The sequence below is a fragment of the Thermostichus sp. OS-CIW-31 genome (genome assembly GCF_054060305.1).
Window position 1 is genome coordinate 1 of the sequence record NZ_JBSSDA010000007.1, and the last position, 17,258, is coordinate 17,258.

At 57.8% G+C, this 17,258-nt stretch carries 16 protein-coding genes and 1 pseudogene; 7 read left to right on the forward strand and 10 right to left on the reverse strand.

Going from position 1 to position 17,258, the window contains the following annotated elements:
- A pseudogene (locus ACVWY9_RS05655) lies at positions 1 to 174 on the forward strand (photosystem II D2 protein (photosystem q(a) protein)); the annotation flags it as partial.
- A 121-nt stretch (positions 175 to 295) separates the two neighbouring features.
- Here the strand turns inward: ACVWY9_RS05655 and ACVWY9_RS05660 are convergent.
- The 7 genes from ACVWY9_RS05660 to ACVWY9_RS05690 form a co-directional block, all read right to left on the reverse strand.
- Positions 296 to 859, reverse strand: coding sequence for a shikimate kinase (locus ACVWY9_RS05660; RefSeq protein WP_457387749.1), 564 nt, complete (start codon positions 857 to 859; stop codon positions 296 to 298).
- An 11-nt stretch (positions 860 to 870) separates the two neighbouring features.
- On the reverse strand, positions 871 to 1,509 hold the full coding sequence (locus ACVWY9_RS05665; protein ID WP_414332173.1) for a riboflavin synthase: 639 nt from the start codon (positions 1,507 to 1,509) through the stop codon (positions 871 to 873).
- Between the two features lie 12 nt (positions 1,510 to 1,521).
- Positions 1,522 to 3,219: an ABC transporter ATP-binding protein gene (locus ACVWY9_RS05670; protein ID WP_414332172.1), complete on the reverse strand. Its 1,698-nt coding sequence runs from the start codon at positions 3,217 to 3,219 to the stop codon at positions 1,522 to 1,524.
- Positions 3,220 to 3,823: 604 nt separating this feature from the next.
- On the reverse strand, positions 3,824 to 5,065 hold the full coding sequence (locus ACVWY9_RS05675) for a response regulator (RefSeq protein WP_011433340.1): 1,242 nt from the start codon (positions 5,063 to 5,065) through the stop codon (positions 3,824 to 3,826).
- A 525-nt stretch (positions 5,066 to 5,590) separates the two neighbouring features.
- Entirely contained in the window at positions 5,591 to 6,325 is a 735-nt protein-coding gene (rph, locus tag ACVWY9_RS05680) for a ribonuclease PH (RefSeq protein WP_011433341.1), read from the reverse strand.
- Between the two features lie 224 nt (positions 6,326 to 6,549).
- Positions 6,550 to 7,704 (reverse strand): RNA-guided endonuclease InsQ/TnpB family protein, encoded by a 1,155-nt coding sequence (locus ACVWY9_RS05685; RefSeq protein WP_457387750.1) that lies wholly within the window; start codon positions 7,702 to 7,704, stop codon positions 6,550 to 6,552.
- A gap of 257 nt (positions 7,705 to 7,961) precedes the next feature.
- Complete coding sequence (locus ACVWY9_RS05690; RefSeq protein WP_011433343.1) at positions 7,962 to 8,714, reverse strand: DUF561 domain-containing protein; 753 nt, start codon at positions 8,712 to 8,714, stop codon at positions 7,962 to 7,964.
- Between the two features lie 193 nt (positions 8,715 to 8,907).
- Here ACVWY9_RS05690 and speB point away from each other — a divergent pair, with 193 nt between their 5' ends.
- The 5 genes from speB (at position 8,908) to proC (ending at position 13,490) form a co-directional block, all read left to right on the forward strand.
- Complete coding sequence (gene speB, locus ACVWY9_RS05695) at positions 8,908 to 9,831, forward strand: agmatinase (RefSeq protein ID WP_414413650.1); 924 nt, start codon at positions 8,908 to 8,910, stop codon at positions 9,829 to 9,831.
- Between the two features lie 72 nt (positions 9,832 to 9,903).
- The gene (locus ACVWY9_RS05700; protein WP_457387751.1) at positions 9,904 to 10,752 is read left to right on the forward strand and encodes a prohibitin family protein; all 849 of its coding nucleotides are present in this window, start codon (positions 9,904 to 9,906) and stop codon (positions 10,750 to 10,752) included.
- Between the two features lie 103 nt (positions 10,753 to 10,855).
- The gene (locus ACVWY9_RS05705) at positions 10,856 to 11,539 is read left to right on the forward strand and encodes a YggS family pyridoxal phosphate-dependent enzyme (RefSeq protein ID WP_457385506.1); all 684 of its coding nucleotides are present in this window, start codon (positions 10,856 to 10,858) and stop codon (positions 11,537 to 11,539) included.
- Between the two features lie 566 nt (positions 11,540 to 12,105).
- Complete coding sequence (locus tag ACVWY9_RS05710) at positions 12,106 to 12,681, forward strand: cell division protein SepF (protein WP_011433347.1); 576 nt, start codon at positions 12,106 to 12,108, stop codon at positions 12,679 to 12,681.
- A gap of 5 nt (positions 12,682 to 12,686) precedes the next feature.
- Positions 12,687 to 13,490: a pyrroline-5-carboxylate reductase gene (proC, locus tag ACVWY9_RS05715; RefSeq protein WP_457387752.1), complete on the forward strand. Its 804-nt coding sequence runs from the start codon at positions 12,687 to 12,689 to the stop codon at positions 13,488 to 13,490.
- Here the strand turns inward: proC and ACVWY9_RS05720 are convergent.
- Positions 13,487 to 14,704, reverse strand: coding sequence for an NAD(P)/FAD-dependent oxidoreductase (locus ACVWY9_RS05720; RefSeq protein ID WP_457387753.1), 1,218 nt, complete (start codon positions 14,702 to 14,704; stop codon positions 13,487 to 13,489). The genes proC and ACVWY9_RS05720 overlap by 4 nt on opposite strands.
- Before the next feature lie 130 nt (positions 14,705 to 14,834).
- Positions 14,835 to 15,347, reverse strand: coding sequence for a Holliday junction resolvase RuvX (gene ruvX / locus ACVWY9_RS05725; RefSeq protein WP_457387754.1), 513 nt, complete (start codon positions 15,345 to 15,347; stop codon positions 14,835 to 14,837).
- Between the two features lie 94 nt (positions 15,348 to 15,441).
- Between ruvX and ahcY the strand changes: the two genes are divergently transcribed.
- A complete protein-coding gene (ahcY, locus tag ACVWY9_RS05730) occupies positions 15,442 to 16,722 on the forward strand; it encodes an adenosylhomocysteinase (protein ID WP_457387755.1) in 1,281 nt (426 codons plus the stop codon).
- 165 nt (positions 16,723 to 16,887) lie between these two features.
- On the opposite strand, the gene ACVWY9_RS05735 is transcribed toward ahcY, so the two are convergent.
- Entirely contained in the window at positions 16,888 to 17,217 is a 330-nt protein-coding gene (locus ACVWY9_RS05735; protein ID WP_457387756.1) for a hypothetical protein, read from the reverse strand.
- Between the last annotated feature and the right edge of the window lie 41 nt (positions 17,218 to 17,258).

Here is a 17,258-nt window from a genome sequence, read left to right on the forward strand (position 1 = left end):
TATGACTTTATCAGTCAGGAGGTGCGGGCAGCGGAAGACCCTGAGTTTGAGACGTTTTACACGAAGAACATTTTGCTGAACGAGGGGATTCGGGCGTGGATGGCGCCGCAGGACCAGCCCCATGAGCGCTTTGAGTTCCCTGAAGAAGTCCTCCCCCGCGGCAATGCGCTCTAAAGGAAGCTACCCTGGCTGCGTTAGGGATCCGCTCCCGGCGAATCTTGAGTAATCAAAAATCAAAAACTAAAGAGTTCAGGGATCCCTCATGGGATCCCTTTTTGTGTTGGGCGCGAGGTGGCTAGGAGGGGATCCCGTCTCGCAGGCGGGCGCGAATGGCTTGCCAGATCTGTTCAACCAACTGGGGCGGGCTAGTTTCTGACCGGATGGGCACCCGCACATCGGCTTGGGCGTAGAACGGCTCTCGCTCTTGCATCAGCTTGTACAGGGCAGCTTGGGGGTCGGGGGTTTGCAGCAGGGGGCGTTGGCCGGGATCCCGTCTGAGCCGCTGCCAAATCAGCTCGGGGGCCACATCCAGCCAAACAGTGAGGCCATGGTGCAAGTAGCTCCAATTTTTGGGGCGCAACACAATGCCGCCGCCTGTGGCGATCACCAGCCGGGTGTAGCTGCTCAACTGGGCCAACACCTGCGTCTCCAGATCCCGGAAGTAGGCTTCCCCATGCTCGGCGAAGATCTGAGCGATGGAAGAACCCCCCACCTGCTCCACCAGACCATCGGTGTCGAAAAATTGAAAGCGCAACTGGGCTGCCAGCTCCGATCCCACGGTGGATTTGCCGCTGCCCATCATCCCAATGAGATAAACATTTACGCCGCGCAGGCGCTCAACTTCCTCGGGGTGGATCATGGGAAAGGTACCTAGATATAGCCATGCTCGGCCAGAAACTCCAGAGAAACGCTGCTCTCGGGGGGCAGCAAGCCCAGCAATTTTTCCACATACTTGCCCAAAATATCCGCCTCTATGTTGACGGGATCCCCAACTTGGAGCTGAGAAAGGTTGGTCTCGCGGTAGGTTTGGGGGATCACAGCCACCTTGAACCAGCAGCCCCCTTGGCGCACCTCAGCAATGGTCAAGCTCACCCCATTCACCGCCACGCTGCCCTTGGGTACGATGTAACGCCCGATCTCTTCAGGAACCTTGAAGCTCAGCTCCCAGGCGTTGCCAGTGGCGGCTTGATCCCACAGTTGCCCCACCCCATCGATATGGCCGCTGACAAAATGCCCCCCTAACTTGTCTCCTACCCGCAGCGCCGGTTCCAGGTTGACTGTGCGCGGGCCGAGGGATCCCTGGCCCCAAGTCGAGCGCCGCAGGGTTTCCGGCGAAACATCGGCCAAAAATCCATCGGGCAGAATCTCCACCACCGTCAGGCAAAGGCCGTCCACCGCCACGCTATCTCCATAGGCCAACTGAGGTTGCAACCGGGGACAGGTAACCCGTAGCTGTGAAGAATTGATCAACTGGGCTGTGCCCAAACTTCGAACCAGACCCGTAAACATTGCTTTGGCTCCTTAGGTTTTGCCGGCTGCCTTTTTGGCTTTCTGTTTTTCTCGCTCTTTGGCTCGTTTTTCGGCAGCGATTCGCTCTTGTCGGGCTTTCTCTTTCTCTTCAGCGATCTTTTCTAGATAGTAGTGATAGTTGCCCTGGTAGGCGACCAACTCTCCGTTGCGAATCTCTACAATCTTGTTGGCCACTTTTGAGATAAAGTAGCGGTCGTGAGAAACAAGGATCACCGTGCCATCGTAATGCTGTAAAGCTTCTTCCAGCATCTCTTTGGCCGGGATATCTAAGTGGTTGGTGGGCTCATCCAAAATCAGTAGGTTGGCCGGCTGAAGTAGCATTTTCGCCAACGCCAAGCGGGCTTTTTCTCCCCCGCTCAAAGCCGCTACTTTCTTAAAAACGGCGTCGCCGCTGAACAAAAAGCGACCCAACAGCGTGCGCACTTCTTCGTTTTTCCAGTCGGGCACTTCGTCATGGATGGTGTCCAAGACGGTTTTGCTCAGATCCAAAGCCTCTGCTTGATTTTGCTCGAAGTAGGCAGGGATCACATTGTGTGCTCCCAATTTCACAGATCCCTCGGTAGGTTGCTCTAGGCCGGTGATAAGACGCAGCAGGGTGGATTTTCCTGCCCCATTGGGCCCCAGAAAGGCGACGCGATCCCCACGCTCGATCAACAGCTCCGCACCCAAAAACAAAATCTTATCTCCATAAATGTGCGTCAAATTCTCGATCTTCACCACCTCGCGACCACTGCGGGGAGCAGGGGGAAAGCGAAACTTGAGGGTACGCACGTCGCCAATGGGCGCTTCGACCCGCTCGATCTTTTCCAGTTGTTTTTCGCGGCTTTTGGCCTGAGTGCTGCGGGTGGCACTGGCCCGGAAGCGATCGATGAAGGTTTGTTGCCTTTCAATTTCCTTTTGCTGACGTTCGTAGGCAGCTTGTTGTGCCTCTCGCCGTTCAGCTTTTTGGAGTAGGTATTGAGAATAGTTACCCAAGTATGTCGTAGAAACTCCTCGCTCCGTCTCCACAATTTGGGTGCAAAGCCGATCCAAAAACTCTCGATCATGAGAAACAATCACCATGGGGATCGTCAAGCTCTTGAGGTAGTTTTCCAGCCACTCAATGGTCTCCAAGTCTAGGTGGTTGGTCGGCTCGTCTAGCAACATCAAATCGGGTTTTTGCAGCAGGATTTTCCCCAGGCTGATGCGCATCTGCCAGCCGCCGCTGAAGGCGCTCACCAACCGATCCCCGTCCTCCGGCTCAAACCCCATTTCCGGCAGGATTTTCTCAATACGCGCCTCCAGTTCATAGCCATGTAAACTCTCAAATTGGCGCTGTAGACGATCTAGACGGCGCAAAAGGGTTTCCAACGTGTCCGCGTCCGCCTGCTCCATCTGTTGGGTGATTTGGGCAATTTCTTGGTGAATGCGGTTTTCCTCTTGAAAGACTGTCCAGAACTCTTCTCGCACCGTTCGGGCGGGATCCACTCCAAATTCTTGGGTGAGATAGGCGATGCGCAGGTTGGCGGGGCGGATCACCTCGCCGCTGGTCGGTTCTTCTTGCCCGCAGATAATCTTGAGCTGGGTGGTCTTTCCGGCCCCGTTTACTCCCACTAGGCCGACGCGATCCCCAGGCTTAACTTCCCAGTTCACATCCTTGAGCACCTCACCAGTGGGATAGATTTTGCTAATGTGTTCCAGTCGCAGCATAATGCTCCTTGGGGATCGGGACCAATTGGAGAAGTGTGGCGTTTTCTTTACATTCTTTACTCGATTTTACGTATTCTTGGGATCCCTGTCCATGGATCCTGAGCAATTTCTGCTTGATTTCTCCCTCTCATTGATCTTGCCGGGATCCACGACAGCGTTTAATATTTCTGGTTTGCCTTCAGAAGTGCCTGCTGAACCCTGTTCGATCTTTTTTCGTGTCTTCGGGGCTTGTTTGTCGGTACCCTTAGTATGGACTCTTTTGCCAGAAGCCTTGTGAGGCTTCTCTAAGGCTTAAACGACCTCTAATGCCAGCGGGGAAAAGCCAGTTCCTGAGAGAGATTGAAGTAGCCGGTCGTGATGACAATGAGGAAGGTTGATCGGATAAGTTTTCAGTGTATGGGATGCTTACTTCGTCTCTTGTTTCTGAAATCCCCGGCAACCTATTTTTCTCTTTTGGGCATGTCCTAATGAGCTATCAATCCATTGACATTAGCAGTCAGCTCAGACAAGTTATGGTCTCTTGAGTTGACTTCTTATCTAACATAAAACCTTTGTTGATTTTGACAGGAAAGCCAATGGCGACGGGGATCAACTCAGAAGGACACTACGCCTTGGCCTGATCCTCGAGGGAACGGGGGGATCCCTGAAACAGGGCAGGATGACCTGTTCTGCCTCCCTGAACCGACAGAGGATTTTGTCTGTGGGCAGGCGGCTGTTGGGCCAGAAGCCGCTTCACCTCTGCATTAAGCTGGCTTTCGTTGAAGGGCTTGGTCAAGTAGGCGGTTGCCCCCGACCATTTGCCGCGGATGCGGGCCAGCAGACCATCGCGAGCGGTAACCATCAGGATGGGAAGGGACTTAAACTCTTCTAAGCTGCGCACAATGCGGCAAAGCTCTAGACCATCGATCCCCGGCATGGCGATATCCATCAACAACAGGTGGGGCCGATGCTGAAACAACAAAGGAAGCACCTCGGCGGGGTTGCCTGTTGTAATCACCTGATAGTTGGGCAAATACTGCCGTAGGATTTCCTGCATCACCACGCTGTCGTCCACCGCCAAGATGGTTATCGGGTTGTGGCGCTTGGTCTGCAGCAGCTCTTGGGGTGTTTGTAGGCTGACCAAACCTTTTTTCGCCCAGGAGGCAAAGAGATTGGCCACCTCCAGCCGATCCCGGCACAGCTTCTTGGCGATTGCTTCCAGCGACTGGCCATCTTTGGTGAGGGTGTGGAGCTTCTGTCGTTGCTCATCGGTGATGCGGTAGCGGTTGACCCGTTCCCAATTGACCACCGGCACCGCCAACAGGGTTGGGATCGCCACCTTCAAATCTGCCCAGCGATCGTGGCGCCGGGCGGCTTCTTGCAGCAGCGGCTCCAACTCAAACCCGCCAATGGGGGCCTCTTGGGCGACCTGCTCCTGCACCTCAAAGTAACAGGTGCCTGCCCGTTCGAATAGGTAGCGGTCGAAATCGGTAAGCAGGTTGAGCCACAGGGCATCTTCCAGCTCCCCCGGCTTGAGCAGGCCCAATTGCGTGATAGCCTCCAGCAGCTCAGGTAAGGAATGGTCTTTCATCAAGCGCTCTTGCACCACCGAGATGGCCCGCTGTGGCCATTCCAAGTTGAGGCGAGGAATAAAGCGGGAGAGTCGTTTCAGCAGGATTTGCGTGTTGAGGGGTTGATCGGCAGAAAAAAGCAGCCTGCCGTGGTAGTAGGTCAACACCCAGGGTTCCGCACCCTCAGAGGGATCCAGTCCCTTGAGGTGAATGTGCAGATATCCAGTGGTAAACCGCCAACCTTGCTGCCTGAGCAGTGGCGCAAGTTCCTCCGAGCCGAACACAAAACGGGACATGCAGCGTTCTCCGGGCCAACTTCTTCAGGCCAAATGAGCAGCGATTCACCTCAGCCACACGCTCAAACCGTCGAAAGGAGAGCATGACTCTAGTCAATAATAAGCTCAACCATACTGAAAATAATGTATAATATGTTCAGTACGGATTACTACCAGTTGATCTTTCTGTTTACTTTCGAGTCTGCCAACATGGTAGCCAAAGCAAAGCAGAAAATTGGTAGTAAGACGACACGGAAACTGCGCTTTGGGTATTCTACTCAAAGCTTTGCGGGATACCGCCATTCTGTTTGGAAACAAACAGAATGCTATCGCTGCATAGTTGAACAGTGATGTTCAGCAGTGTTCAGCGTAAATGTATCAGCTTCAGAGAGCTCACTTATTTTAACAACTGGCTGATCTTAGCTTTCCCGGCCATTCCTTTACAGCAAGGGAATACCGCTTTGCCAACCAGGATATACACCCATGCAATCCCATATGCAGTGCCTTGAAGGATTACCATTGCAAGGCTAGGGTCCGGCTATGGCTCTATCTTTCTAAATTGAGAGCCTGCCGTTGGGCTTGTAGCAATTCTTGGATCCCGGCTTGGGCCATCTCCAACATTTGTAGCAGTTGCGGGCGACTGAAGCAGGCGGCTTCGGCAGTGCCCTGGATCTCGATGAAGGATCCCTGCTCGTTCATAACAATGTTCATGTCCACCTCGGCTTGGCTGTCTTCCTCATAGCACAGATCCACAAGTACCTCTCCCTGCACAATTCCTACTGAAAGGGCCGCCACCTGCTGCCGCAGCGGGGATCCCTGGGCCGGATCCAGCGCCCCCTGTTTGTACAGCCAAGTGATGGCGTCGTGCAGAGCCACATAGCCCCCTGTGATCGCGGCGGTGCGCGTTCCGCCATCGGCCTGCAGCACATCGGCATCGACGGTGATGGTACGGGATCCCAGCTTGCGAAAATCCAAGGCGGCGCGCAGACTGCGCCCGATGAGCCGTTGAATCTCGGCAGTACGGCCCGATAGTTTCAACATTTCCCGCGGCTGTCGTTGTTGCGTGGCTCCGGGCAACATGCGGTACTCAGCCGTCAGCCAGCCTTGGCCGGTGTTCTGCAGAAAAGGGGGAACTTCTTCGGCCACACTGGCGGTGCAAAGGACATGGGTATGGCCGAACTTGACCAACACCGAGCCAGGGGCATAGCGGGTAAAGTGGCGCTCAAAAGAAACCGGGCGCAATTGAGCAGCGGTGCGATTATCTGGGCGTTGCCAGCTCATGGACAGTTCAAAAAGGGATCCCTCGCATTGTCAACCATGTCTGCCCAATGCGGCTCAGGACTTGGAATCTTTGCAGAACATGACTGGGGCGACGGCTGCGGACGGAATTGGTCTGGGAAGGCAAGGACGACAAGTGTAGCAACCGCCGCAAATTGGATATTGCCGGGTATGCCACCTCTACGCGGAAGCAAAGTGAAGCACTTGTAAACTACCCGACACCCGCGCTATGCGCAGGGTGCGGGCTTTATCCCAATCCCTAGCGGCCCCAGAGGACAGCTAAGTTTCCGAATTTCAGGCGAGTTTACAGTCGCCCCAAGGAGAGAGATTACTTGAGCAGCGTTATGGTCAGCATCCCCTTCCCACCCGCAGTGTCCACACTTGAACGACTTGCCACTGCGGTAGGACTTGCCCTGCTCAGGGTGGATGTGCAGGCACTTGTGGCAGGTCTGACTGGTGTAGGCAGGCGGCACCAGCACCACAGGCACTCCAGCAATGGCAGCCTTGTAGGCCACAAACATCCTGAGCTGGTAGAACGCCCAGTTGTTAGTCCTGCGCCGCTCAGCCTTACTTCGAGACTTCTGATTCAGGCAATCTCTGATGCCTGTCAAGTCTTCAAAAGCCAGTGCCGCACCAATAGCCTGGGCATCCCTGACCAAGGTTTTGCTGATGTTATGGTTCAGCCATGTCTGGTAGCGCCGTTCTCTCCCAGAGAGCCTTCTCAGCAGCCTCCTAGAGCTGCGAGTGCGTTTGGATTGAACCTTGGCGCGTACACGGCTGAACCGGTCACGGACGGCCTGGATGTGTTCTCCACTCCAAGAACGTCCGTTGCTAGCGGTGGCAATATCCCGCCTGCCCAAGTCAACTCCGATTACCTTTGGAGTTCTGCCAGTCGGGGGAGTATCCAGCTCAACAGCAATGTTGATGTAGTAGTCCCCTTGCTTGGTCTTGGACAGAGTAGCGCTGGTGGGCGTTTGCCCCCGCAGCAAAGCGATTTGATAACCGCCAATCTTGAGCTTGAGCCAAACCCGTCCGCTCATCAGGGTCACGCCCACGGCTTGGTCGGACTCTCGGTACTTAAAAGTACGAGCGTCCAAAGTCAGACTGGTGGGGCGGAACTTGTGGACTTGCTTCACCGCCTTGGCATTGCTAATCACCCGACGGAGCGCCTGACAGACGTGGTTGGCTTTTAGCCCCGTTGCCTCCTTCACCGGTCGATAGACCAGGTGATGCAGCTTGACGGTGTTCCAGCAGTTCTTTTGTTTGGCGGTGTCGAGGATCTGGTTGCAAGCATTCGCAAAGCCCTGCAAAGTGCGGTCAATTTCTTGACGCAACTCTTGTGGGACTATCAGCTTGCAACGTACGGATATAGTCTGGCTCATGGGCTTATTGTAGTTTATCCAGACTTTTGACCAGCAAACCTATATGGAGGAGGGCTTTCCTCTCGACACCAAGCCTGCGGCTATGGTGCGGGCCTCTAGCCCGAAAATTTGGTGAGCAGCAAAACTTCTAGCGGCTGATCTCAACCCTCAGCTGCCCTACTTACCTACTTATTCCCTGCTTGTCGAAGAAAATCTAAAAAAAATGCACCAGCGCACGCTGGCGCAAGAGGGTCAACTTTTACCGGTCAGACATCGACCTAGACAAGGGCAGGGATCCGAGATCCCCCCAGGGCCTCCACCAATGCCCGCACTTGAGCCACCATGGCCACTTCATCCTGGAGCCGGCTGACAGCTTTGCCCACCCCTACACCTGAAGCGCCGGCAGCAATGGCCAAGCGCACTGTTACCGTCGAGAGGCCGGAAGCGCAGATAACCGGTACCGAGACGACACGGCTAATTTCATAGGCGGCGGCCAGGGTGGGGGCAGCCTTCTCGATCAGGCCCAGGGATCCCCCGTGAACCGGCTCGGCACTGGTGCTGCCCTCGGTTTGGATGAGATCGGCTCCCAGATCCTCCAGTTTCTCGGCCAATTCTGCCTGTTGATTCAGAGGCAGAGTGTGGGGAACGGTTACCGACAAGAGCGTGCGGGGCAGAAGAGAGCGGGTTCGGCGGGTAAGGTCTAGGACTTCCGCTGCGGAGAAGATGCGGCCTGAAGGGTAGAAGCTGTCGTAATTGCCGATCTCGGCCATGTCTGCTCCTGCCTGTACGGCTGCGGCCAACTGCTGCGGCTCCACCGCCGACACACAGATGGGCAGATCGATCTGGGCGCGTACCCGCTGCACCAATTCGGGGCTGGCAGCGATATCCACCCAAGTGGCCCCTCCCTGTTGGGCGGCGCGGGTGATGCTCAGAACCGACTGCAGGTCGAAGTTTTGTAGACCGCTGATGATCTTGAGGGCCCGACGTTGGGCCAGAGCGTCGAAAAGAGCAGCGTGAGAGGCAGTGGTCATAGGCTCGTCAGCTTGTGGAAAGGCAGTCTAAGAGGAGTGAAAACAAATGGCTGCTAAAACTGGGCTTGGGGAAGCCTTTGCTCAGTCTAGAGGGTTTGCCTCAATCCCACAAGGGTCCCTCTTTACCCCATCATCCCAGTCCTTTTGGCTCACCACAATTCTTCAATAGATTCAATAGAATAGGGATCCCTTCTTGCAAGCCATCATGTATCGCTCTCCCTTCCCCTTCCTGGGCCTGCCTGAGCCGGATCCGGAGATGGCCCAAGCAATTCTCCTGCCCGTCCCCTACGAGGCCACCACCTCCTATGGCAAAGGCACCGCCAAAGGCCCTCAGGCGCTGTTGCAGGCTTCTGCCTATGTGGAGATCTACGACGAGGTACGGGATCGCCAGCCAGCTCTTCACCCCGACTTCTCGGAAGAGATCTCCCGCTACTGGACGGCCCCCCCGGTGGAGTTGGAAGGTCTGGGATCTTCCGCCCAGGAGCTGGCTATGGCCGAAATCCAGCGTCGCGCTGCCGAGTGGGTGAGACCGGGGCGGTTCCTGCTTTCCATTGGTGGGGAGCACTCCATCAGCGGGCCCCTGATTGCTGCCCACCTGGCCCATTATCCGGAGCTGCACGTCCTGCAAATCGATGCCCACTGCGACCTGAGAGATAGCTACGAGGGATCCCGCTATTCCCATGCTTCTGCCATGGCCCGCGTGGTGGAGCAAGTGGGCAGCCGCCTCACCCAAGTGGGGATCCGCTCCATCTGCGCCGAAGACCGCCAGACCATTCGCGAGCGCCGTCTGCACACCTTTTTTGCCCACAGCTTGCACACCAAGCCAGCCCAGGAGTGGATCCCAGAGGTGATTGCCACCTTGGGCCCCCAGGTTTACCTGACGGTGGATGTGGATGGGCTGGATCCCGCTGTGGTGCCGGCCACCGGTACCCCCGAACCTGGCGGCTTGGGCTGGTGGGAGACGGTGGAGCTGATCCGGGCGCTAGGACAGCAACGGCAAATCATCGGCGCCGATGTGGTCGAGCTGTCGGTCACGGGAGAACGGGAAACCGATCGCCGCAGTGCCTTCACCGTCGCCAAACTGGCCTACCAGATCTTGGCTGCGGCCTTGGGTTAAGCTCAAGAAGAGCTTGGCCGGCCATCCCCGGGGCACCTGTTCGAGTTCTTTAGGTTTTTGGGTAACACACCTGTGAAATCGGCCCACCCCCGTCGTCCTGCTTTTGAACTTCCCGCTTTGTCCTGGATTCCCTTGGCGGGTGGGGCATTGCTGCTGATCCTCTTGGCCACCTTGCTGCAGTGCTTGGTGGTGGTGCCTGCCGGCACACGGGCCGTGGTGTTCAACTCCCTGACGGGGCTGAAGCCGCAGCCGCTGGGAGAAGGGCTGCACCTCCTGCTGCCGCTGGTGGAAACGCCTATCTTCTACGACGTGCGCACCCAAACCTACACCATGGCCTCCCAACGCTCCGAAAACCAGGGGGATGATGCGTTGAAAGTGCTCAGCGCCGACGGCCAGCAGATCTCCCTCGATGTCTCGGTGCGCTTTCGCTTGGATCCCGACCAAGTGGCCCACCTGCACCAGACCATTGGCCCTTCCTACGTGGACAAAGTGATTCGCCCAGAGGTGCGGACGGTGGTGCGCAATGAACTGGCTTTGCACCGCGCCATCGCCGTTTTCTCGGAAGAACGCGAGCAGATCCAGGAAAATGTGGAGCGGCAGCTCTCCAGCATTTTTGCTGAGAATGACCTGATCTTGCAAAACGTGCTGCTGCGCAATGTCCGCTTCTCCGACCAATTCCAAACGGCCATCGAGCAAAAGCAAATTGCCGAGCAAGAGAAAGAGCGGGAACGCTTCCTCGTGGAAAAAGCAGAGCTGGAAAAACAACGATTGGTGATCCTGGCAGAAGGAGAAGCCCAAGCCATTCGCCTCCAGGGGGAAGCCCTGAAGCAAAACCCAGAAGTGGTGCAGTTGGACTACGCGCGCAAACTGGCGCCCGGCACCCGCGTGATCATCTCCCGACCGGATCCCTGGCAGCGGTAGCGGACAGCCCGTTGGCTCTGGGTTCTGCAAAAATCTATCCCAGAGCATTGTTGCCAATTGGAACGAGAATGGGGATAGAGATCCCCGGCCTGCTGACCTGACGATGCCCCTTGACGAGCAGCTCATCCACAGCCGCATTCAGGCCATCCGAGCCCAGATCCCAGACCATGTGGAGATCATGGCAGTGAGCAAAGGCTACAGTGCCGACCACATCCGCGCCGCCTATCGGGCTGGGATCCGCCACTTTGGGGAGAGTCGAGTGCAAGAGGCCGCCGTCAAACAAGGGCAACTGCAAGATCTGACCGATATCGTCTGGCACTTGATCGGGCATCTGCAGACCAACAAAGTCAAACCGGCCCTCAAGCAATTTGCCTGGATCGACAGCGTCGATAGCTTGCGCCTGGCCAAGCTGATCAACCAAAAGGCTTGGGAGCTGCACCTCACCCCCAAGCTTTGCCTGCAGGTTAAATTGGCTCCGGATCCCAATAAGTTCGGCTGGCCCATCCCCGATCTGTTGCAGAGCCTCCCCGAACTGAACCAACTGCTGCAGGTGCAAATTGTGGGCCTGATGACCATTTTGCCTTTGGGCTTGAGCTCAGAGGCGGCCCTAGAGCTGTTTCGCAAGCTGGCCGAACTGGCCGATTACATCCAGCGCAGTGGCTATGAACATCTGCAGGTGCACACCCTCTCCATGGGCATGTCCGACGATTACCTCCTGGCGGTGGCAGCAGGCTCTAACTTGATCCGACTGGGGCGCGCTTTGTTTGCCGACGCCGAGCAGGAATAGATGTGACCTCTGTGAAGCCGTTAAATTGTGATTAAATTTTGTGTAAAGCCGCGAACTCCGGAGTCGCCCTGCGGGGTACCTTCGGGGCGAGAGTTCGGCTTGGATAATCAAAAGTGGGGGGATCCCGCCCAGGATTTGCCCTATTGGGGAAATTTGCAATCATTTGCGTTACTTCCGTTAATATGTGCTCAATCCAGACGAGGAGCAGAGTTCGCTCCTGCCCAGCAACGGCTTGGCAAGCGGGATGACATCTTCACTTCTTCTGGGTAAACTCTACTCGTCGAATCAATGGGGTTTTGTTAACCTGCGTTAGCCCCCACTCGCTTCGGCAGCTTTCTGAGCAAACCCTGTCTCAGCCTATTGAAAGACTTTGACCGAGAATAAAAGGACGCCCCCTAGCTTGAGTGAGCCACTCAGGATCCAATCAAGAGCCTGAATCCTACGCTCGCCGTAAACCCATGACCTGTAGTGAGGATGTGCATATGAATGTCAATGGAATCTGGAGCAGGGTAAGAGATTTTGTGGGTCTGAATGATCCCGTGGACGGCCTGGAGGAGTACTCTGAAATGGAAGGGCAGGATGATTACCAACTGCTCTACGAGGGACGCCGTTCCCAACCGGCTGCTCCCCCCGAAGAGGAGGAAGTGAGTACCCTTCCGCGAGGGCGGCGGCAACGGGGAGTGGAAGCGGGGGAGGGCTCTGCCGGTCGAGAAGAGTCGCGGGGCCATCGGCGCAGTCAGCATCGGGATCGCTCAGCAGGGGGCAGTATGGGGAGCAACGTGATTGGATTACCGGGCGTAAACCCACCCACCAGTGAAGTGGTGGTGATGGAGCCGCGCAGCTTCGATGAGATGGCTCAGGTTATCCAGTACCTACGGGAGCGCAAGACGGTGATCATGAACTTGACCCTAATGGATCCCGCTGAGGCGCAGCGCTCTGTGGATTTCGTTGCCGGCGGCACCTACGCCATCGATGGCCACCAAGAGCGCATCGGAGAGAACATTTTTTTGTTCACCCCCAGCACGGTGATGGTTTCCACCCCCAGTAGCCAAGTGGTGCAGCCGCTGCAGCGCCCTTTGCAAAGCCCTACCCCCCTCTGGCCCAGCACCTATGAGCATCTGCAGGCAGTAGGTCAGCACTAGTTGCTATGGAGCGGCCACTGCTAAGTGTTATCGGGGGTGGAGCCATGGGATCCGCCCTGCTGCGGCGTTGGGTAGCTGTGGGAGTTTATCCCGCAGCGCAGGTGGCCTTGCGGGAGCCTGATCTGGATAAGGCTGTGGCCCTGCAGCAGGAGCTGGGTATCCGATTGTTGGCGGATCCATCCCAGGCGGGAGAGTCTGAGATTCTGTTTCTGGCCGTTAAACCGCAGCTCTTCCCGACAGTGGTGGCTGAGATGGGCCGGCTGTCCGCCACAGAGCTGGTGATCTCGATTATGGCCGGGATCCCCTTGCAGCAGTTGCAGCAGGCTTTTCCCAAACAAAAGGTGGTGCGCACGATGCCCAACACGCCGGCGCTGGTGGGGGCGGGCATAACGGCCATCAGCTACGGGCCAGGGGTGACGCCTATGCAGGTGGAGCAGGTGGAGAAGCTGTTTCGCGCGGTGGGCGAGGTGGTGACGGTGGCCGAAAGCCAGATGGATGCGGTGACGGCACTTTCGGGTTCCGGGCCGGGGTATCTGGCGGTGATTCTGGAAGGGCTGATCGACGGAGGGGTACAGGTGGGGCTGCCGCGTCCCATTGCTACCCAGTTGGCCCTGCAGACCTTGGCGGGTACTGCTGCCCTCTTGCAGCAAGAAAATCTGCACCCTGCCGTTCTCAAAGACCGGGTCACCAGTCCAGGGGGGACGACCATTGCCGGGATCCAAGCCTTGGAGCAGGCGGGGGTGCGGGGAGCCCTGATGCAGGCAGTGCGAGCGGCCTACGAGCGCTCTTGCCAGTTGCGGGGATCCTAGCGGGCCAGCAGCCCTTGCCACAGGGGACGGGTGATCCAATTCCATCCCACCTTGATCTGGTGTTCCAGGGTGGGGAGGCGAACCAAATAGGCAGTTCGCCGCGCCAAATAGCCCAGGGGTCCGGTCAGGGTGAGTCCGCCAAGGGCAGAAAGCACCGCCGTATCCACCCCCAGGCTGAGCATTTCCCCCAAGGAAAAGTAGCGAAAGGGCAAGAGAGGCCGCTCCTGGGTGAGCAAAGCCCAGAGGTTCCAGGCGCAATAACCGGCCTGTTGAAAAGCCGCTTGGGCCGTGGAGGGCACCGGCTGGCCTTCCGCATCCACCACTGCTGCTGCATCTCCCAAGGCGAAGATCTCTGGGAAGGTGGGGGTTTGCAGGGTGGGCAAAACCTGCAGCCGTCCCCGCTCCGTTTTGGGCAGATCCCAATTGGCAATCACGGCTGCCGGTCGGGTTCCGACAGTCCACAGCACAGCATCCACAAGATCCGTGGCCGTCTCCTGGGTCTCCAGTCGCTGGAGCTGCAGACGGAAGGGCGGGGCGCCGTTCTCGCCAAGGGCCTCGATGCCCAAGACCTTGGTTTGCAACTCCACCTGCACCTGCCGTTGGGTCAGTGCCTCTTGGGCTGCCTCCCGACTGGAGGGAGCAAAGCCGGACAAGATTTGGGATCCCAACTCGATGAGGCGGATCCGTCCCCGCTCACCCAGCCGATCTGCCAATTTGCAGGCCAATTCCACCCCACTGGCCCCTGCCCCGGCAATGGCCAGAGCCACAGGCTGAGCCGGATCCCGCTCTTCCAACGCCTTCAGGTGGGCGCGCAGCCGCTGGGCATCTGCCAGGGTGCGAAAGGGAAAAGCAAACTCCGCCGCTCCCGGAACGCTCTCCAGAGGGGTTTCTCCCCCCAGCGCCAGCACCAGCGCGTCATACTCCAAGCTCTGCCCATCTTCCAGCTCCACTCGGCGGGCTTGCGGGTCGATAGCCCGGACGGATCCCCGGCGAAACTGCACCGATTCTGGGGGCAGCAGATCTTGGAAACGGGGGGCCACCTCCCAGTCTTCCATTTCTCCGGTGAGCAGCTCGTAAAGCAGGGGGGCAAAGACAAACCGCTCCTGCCGGTCGACCAAGGTGATCTGGGGTGGTTCTGGCCAGGGTTGCCGGCTCAGTTCCAAAGCTGTGTACAGCCCGCCAAAGCCGCCCCCAAGGATGCAAATGCGATTCATGCTCAGATGGTTAACGTGACGTTATCAAAGCTGCGCGAAAGGCCCCGACTTAAAAGTCACACCCCGCTGGTGCAGATAAGCCGACGAGGGATAGCCCACCTTTGATGTGAACTGACTTGAACTTTCCCGGCTAGACTTCTCCAGCGTAGTCTTTGTTGTCCCAGCTCTGCCAGCCCGGCACTTCCGACAAGGCAGCCCGTCGCTCGTCCAGCCAAGTTTGGAGAATCACCGCCGCCGACTGCTGATCGATGAAGCCCTTCTGGGCTTTGGCCGGGATCCCCGCCTCGCGCAGATCCCACTCCGCCTGCACGGTGCTCAGGTATTCGTTGACCGTAACAACGGGAAGATCCACGGCCACCTGCAAAGCGCGCACAAACCGCTGGACTTTGCGGGCCTGGGATCCCACCGACCCATCCGCCAGAAGGGGGATCCCCACCACCACCACGGTGGCCTGGCGGCGGCGGATCCACTCCTGCACTTGGGCAATATCCTCTGAGAGGGAACGGCGCTGGATCACCCCCAGGCCAGTAGCCAGCAGCCCCAGCCGGTCGGAGCCGGCCACGCCAATGCGGCGGTTGCCTACATCCAGCCCCAGCGCTGAAAGGGGATCCCTTGTGGCAGAATAGTTCAGGCTTATCGACATCCTTGCTGATCTTTATGGCTGCCTGGCCCCCTTTGGGGCTTGCAGTTTCCGTTCCCCTATCCTCTCTCGATGACCCTGTTTGGAGCAACACTCGATGACCAGCGCTACCCTGTCTGTCCCGAAGCATGAAGTGAAAGATCTGAACCTCGCCCCCCTGGGCAAGCAACGGATCCAGTGGGCGGCGCGGGAGATGCCGGTGCTGGCCCAGATCCGGGAGCGCTTTGCTCAAGAAAAGCCCTTTGCCGGGCTGCGCTTGGTGGCCTGCTGCCACATTACGACCGAAACGGCCAACCTGGCCCTGGCTCTACAAGCAGGGGGGGCGGATAGCGTTCTCATTGCCAGCAATCCCCTTTCCACCCAAGACGATGTGGCCGCCAGCCTGGTGGCGGACCATGGCATTTCGGTGTTTGCCCTCAAAGGAGAAGATGTGGCCACCTACCGCCGCCATGTCCAGATTGCCCTAGATCACCGCCCCAACCTGATTATCGACGATGGCGGAGATGTGACGGCGGAGCTGGTGCAGCACCGTCAGGAGCAACTGTCGGAGCTCATCGGCACCACGGAAGAGACCACCACTGGCCTGGTGCGCCTTAGGGCCATGCTCAAGGCGGGGGTGCTCAGCTTCCCGGTGATGACCGTCAACGACGCCGAGACCAAACACCTGTTCGACAACCGCTACGGCACCGGCCAATCCACCCTGGACGGGATCCTGCGCTGTACCAACATTCTTTTGGCCGGGAAGACGGTGGTGGTGGCTGGCTACGGCTGGTGCGCCAAGGGAGTGGCCATGCGGGCCCGTGGCATGGGATCCCAGGTGATTGTCACGGAAGTCAACCCGGTGCGGGCTCTGGAGGCGGTGATGGACGGCTTCCGGGTGATGCCGATGGAAGAAGCCGCTGCTCTGGGGGACATCTTCATCACCGTCACCGGCAACAAGCACGTCATTCGCGGCGAGCACTTCGACCGCATGAAGGATGGGTCGATGGTCTGCAACGCCGGCCACTTTGACATTGAAATCGACCTGGTAGCGCTGCAGGAGCGGTCGGTCTCCCGACAGACGGTGCGGCCTTTTGTGGAAGAATACCGTCTGCAGTCGGGCAAGTCAGTGGTGGTGCTGGGGGAAGGCCGCCTGATTAACTTGGCTGCTGCCGAAGGGCACCCCGCCAGCGTCATGGACATGAGCTTTGCCAACCAGGCCCTGGCCTGCGAATACCTGGTGAAAAACCGGGGCCGCTTGGCCCCAGGGCTTCACCCCATTCCTCTCGAGGTGGACGAGGCCATCGCCCGCCTCAAGCTCAAGGCCATGGGGATCCAAATCGACAGCCTCACCCCCGAGCAGATCGAGTACGGCAACACCTGGACTGCCGGGACTTGAGGGTGGGTGCTGGCGCTACGAACCTGAGATACATCCTAAAACCTGTCGCACCTGGGCCAACTCGTCAGCAGGGAGGCGAGCTTTCAACTCCTTCTCCCAGCGATCCAGCCAGTTGCACAGTACCTCCGGCAGACAAACCTTTTGGTTATAGAGCTCACACACTACTCAAAGGCTGCCGTGGACGGCAACGCCGCTCTCCGCGCAAGCTCTGCGCAACCGGCCATCGTTGGAGAGGAGCGTAGAGCTGCTGGTACGGCAGTAGTGAAGACACAATGCGTCAGCTATCGACAACCCACTTTTCTTCAGAACCATTGCCTCTGGAAGCCACGTTTCCTGCACCTGGACAACCTGCACGCCCAAAGCAAGAGCCTGGGACTTGCAAAGGTCATCGACTTCTGCCAGTACCACGTCAAGCACCTCCAGAGTTGCCAGTCTTGCCAAGGATTCCAGCCCCCCAACCTTGGCGAAGTCAATGAGGATGTTGGCTTCAGGCATAGCTGCCCCTCTCATTGTCTCCGCCGAGGCGCGTTTGGGTA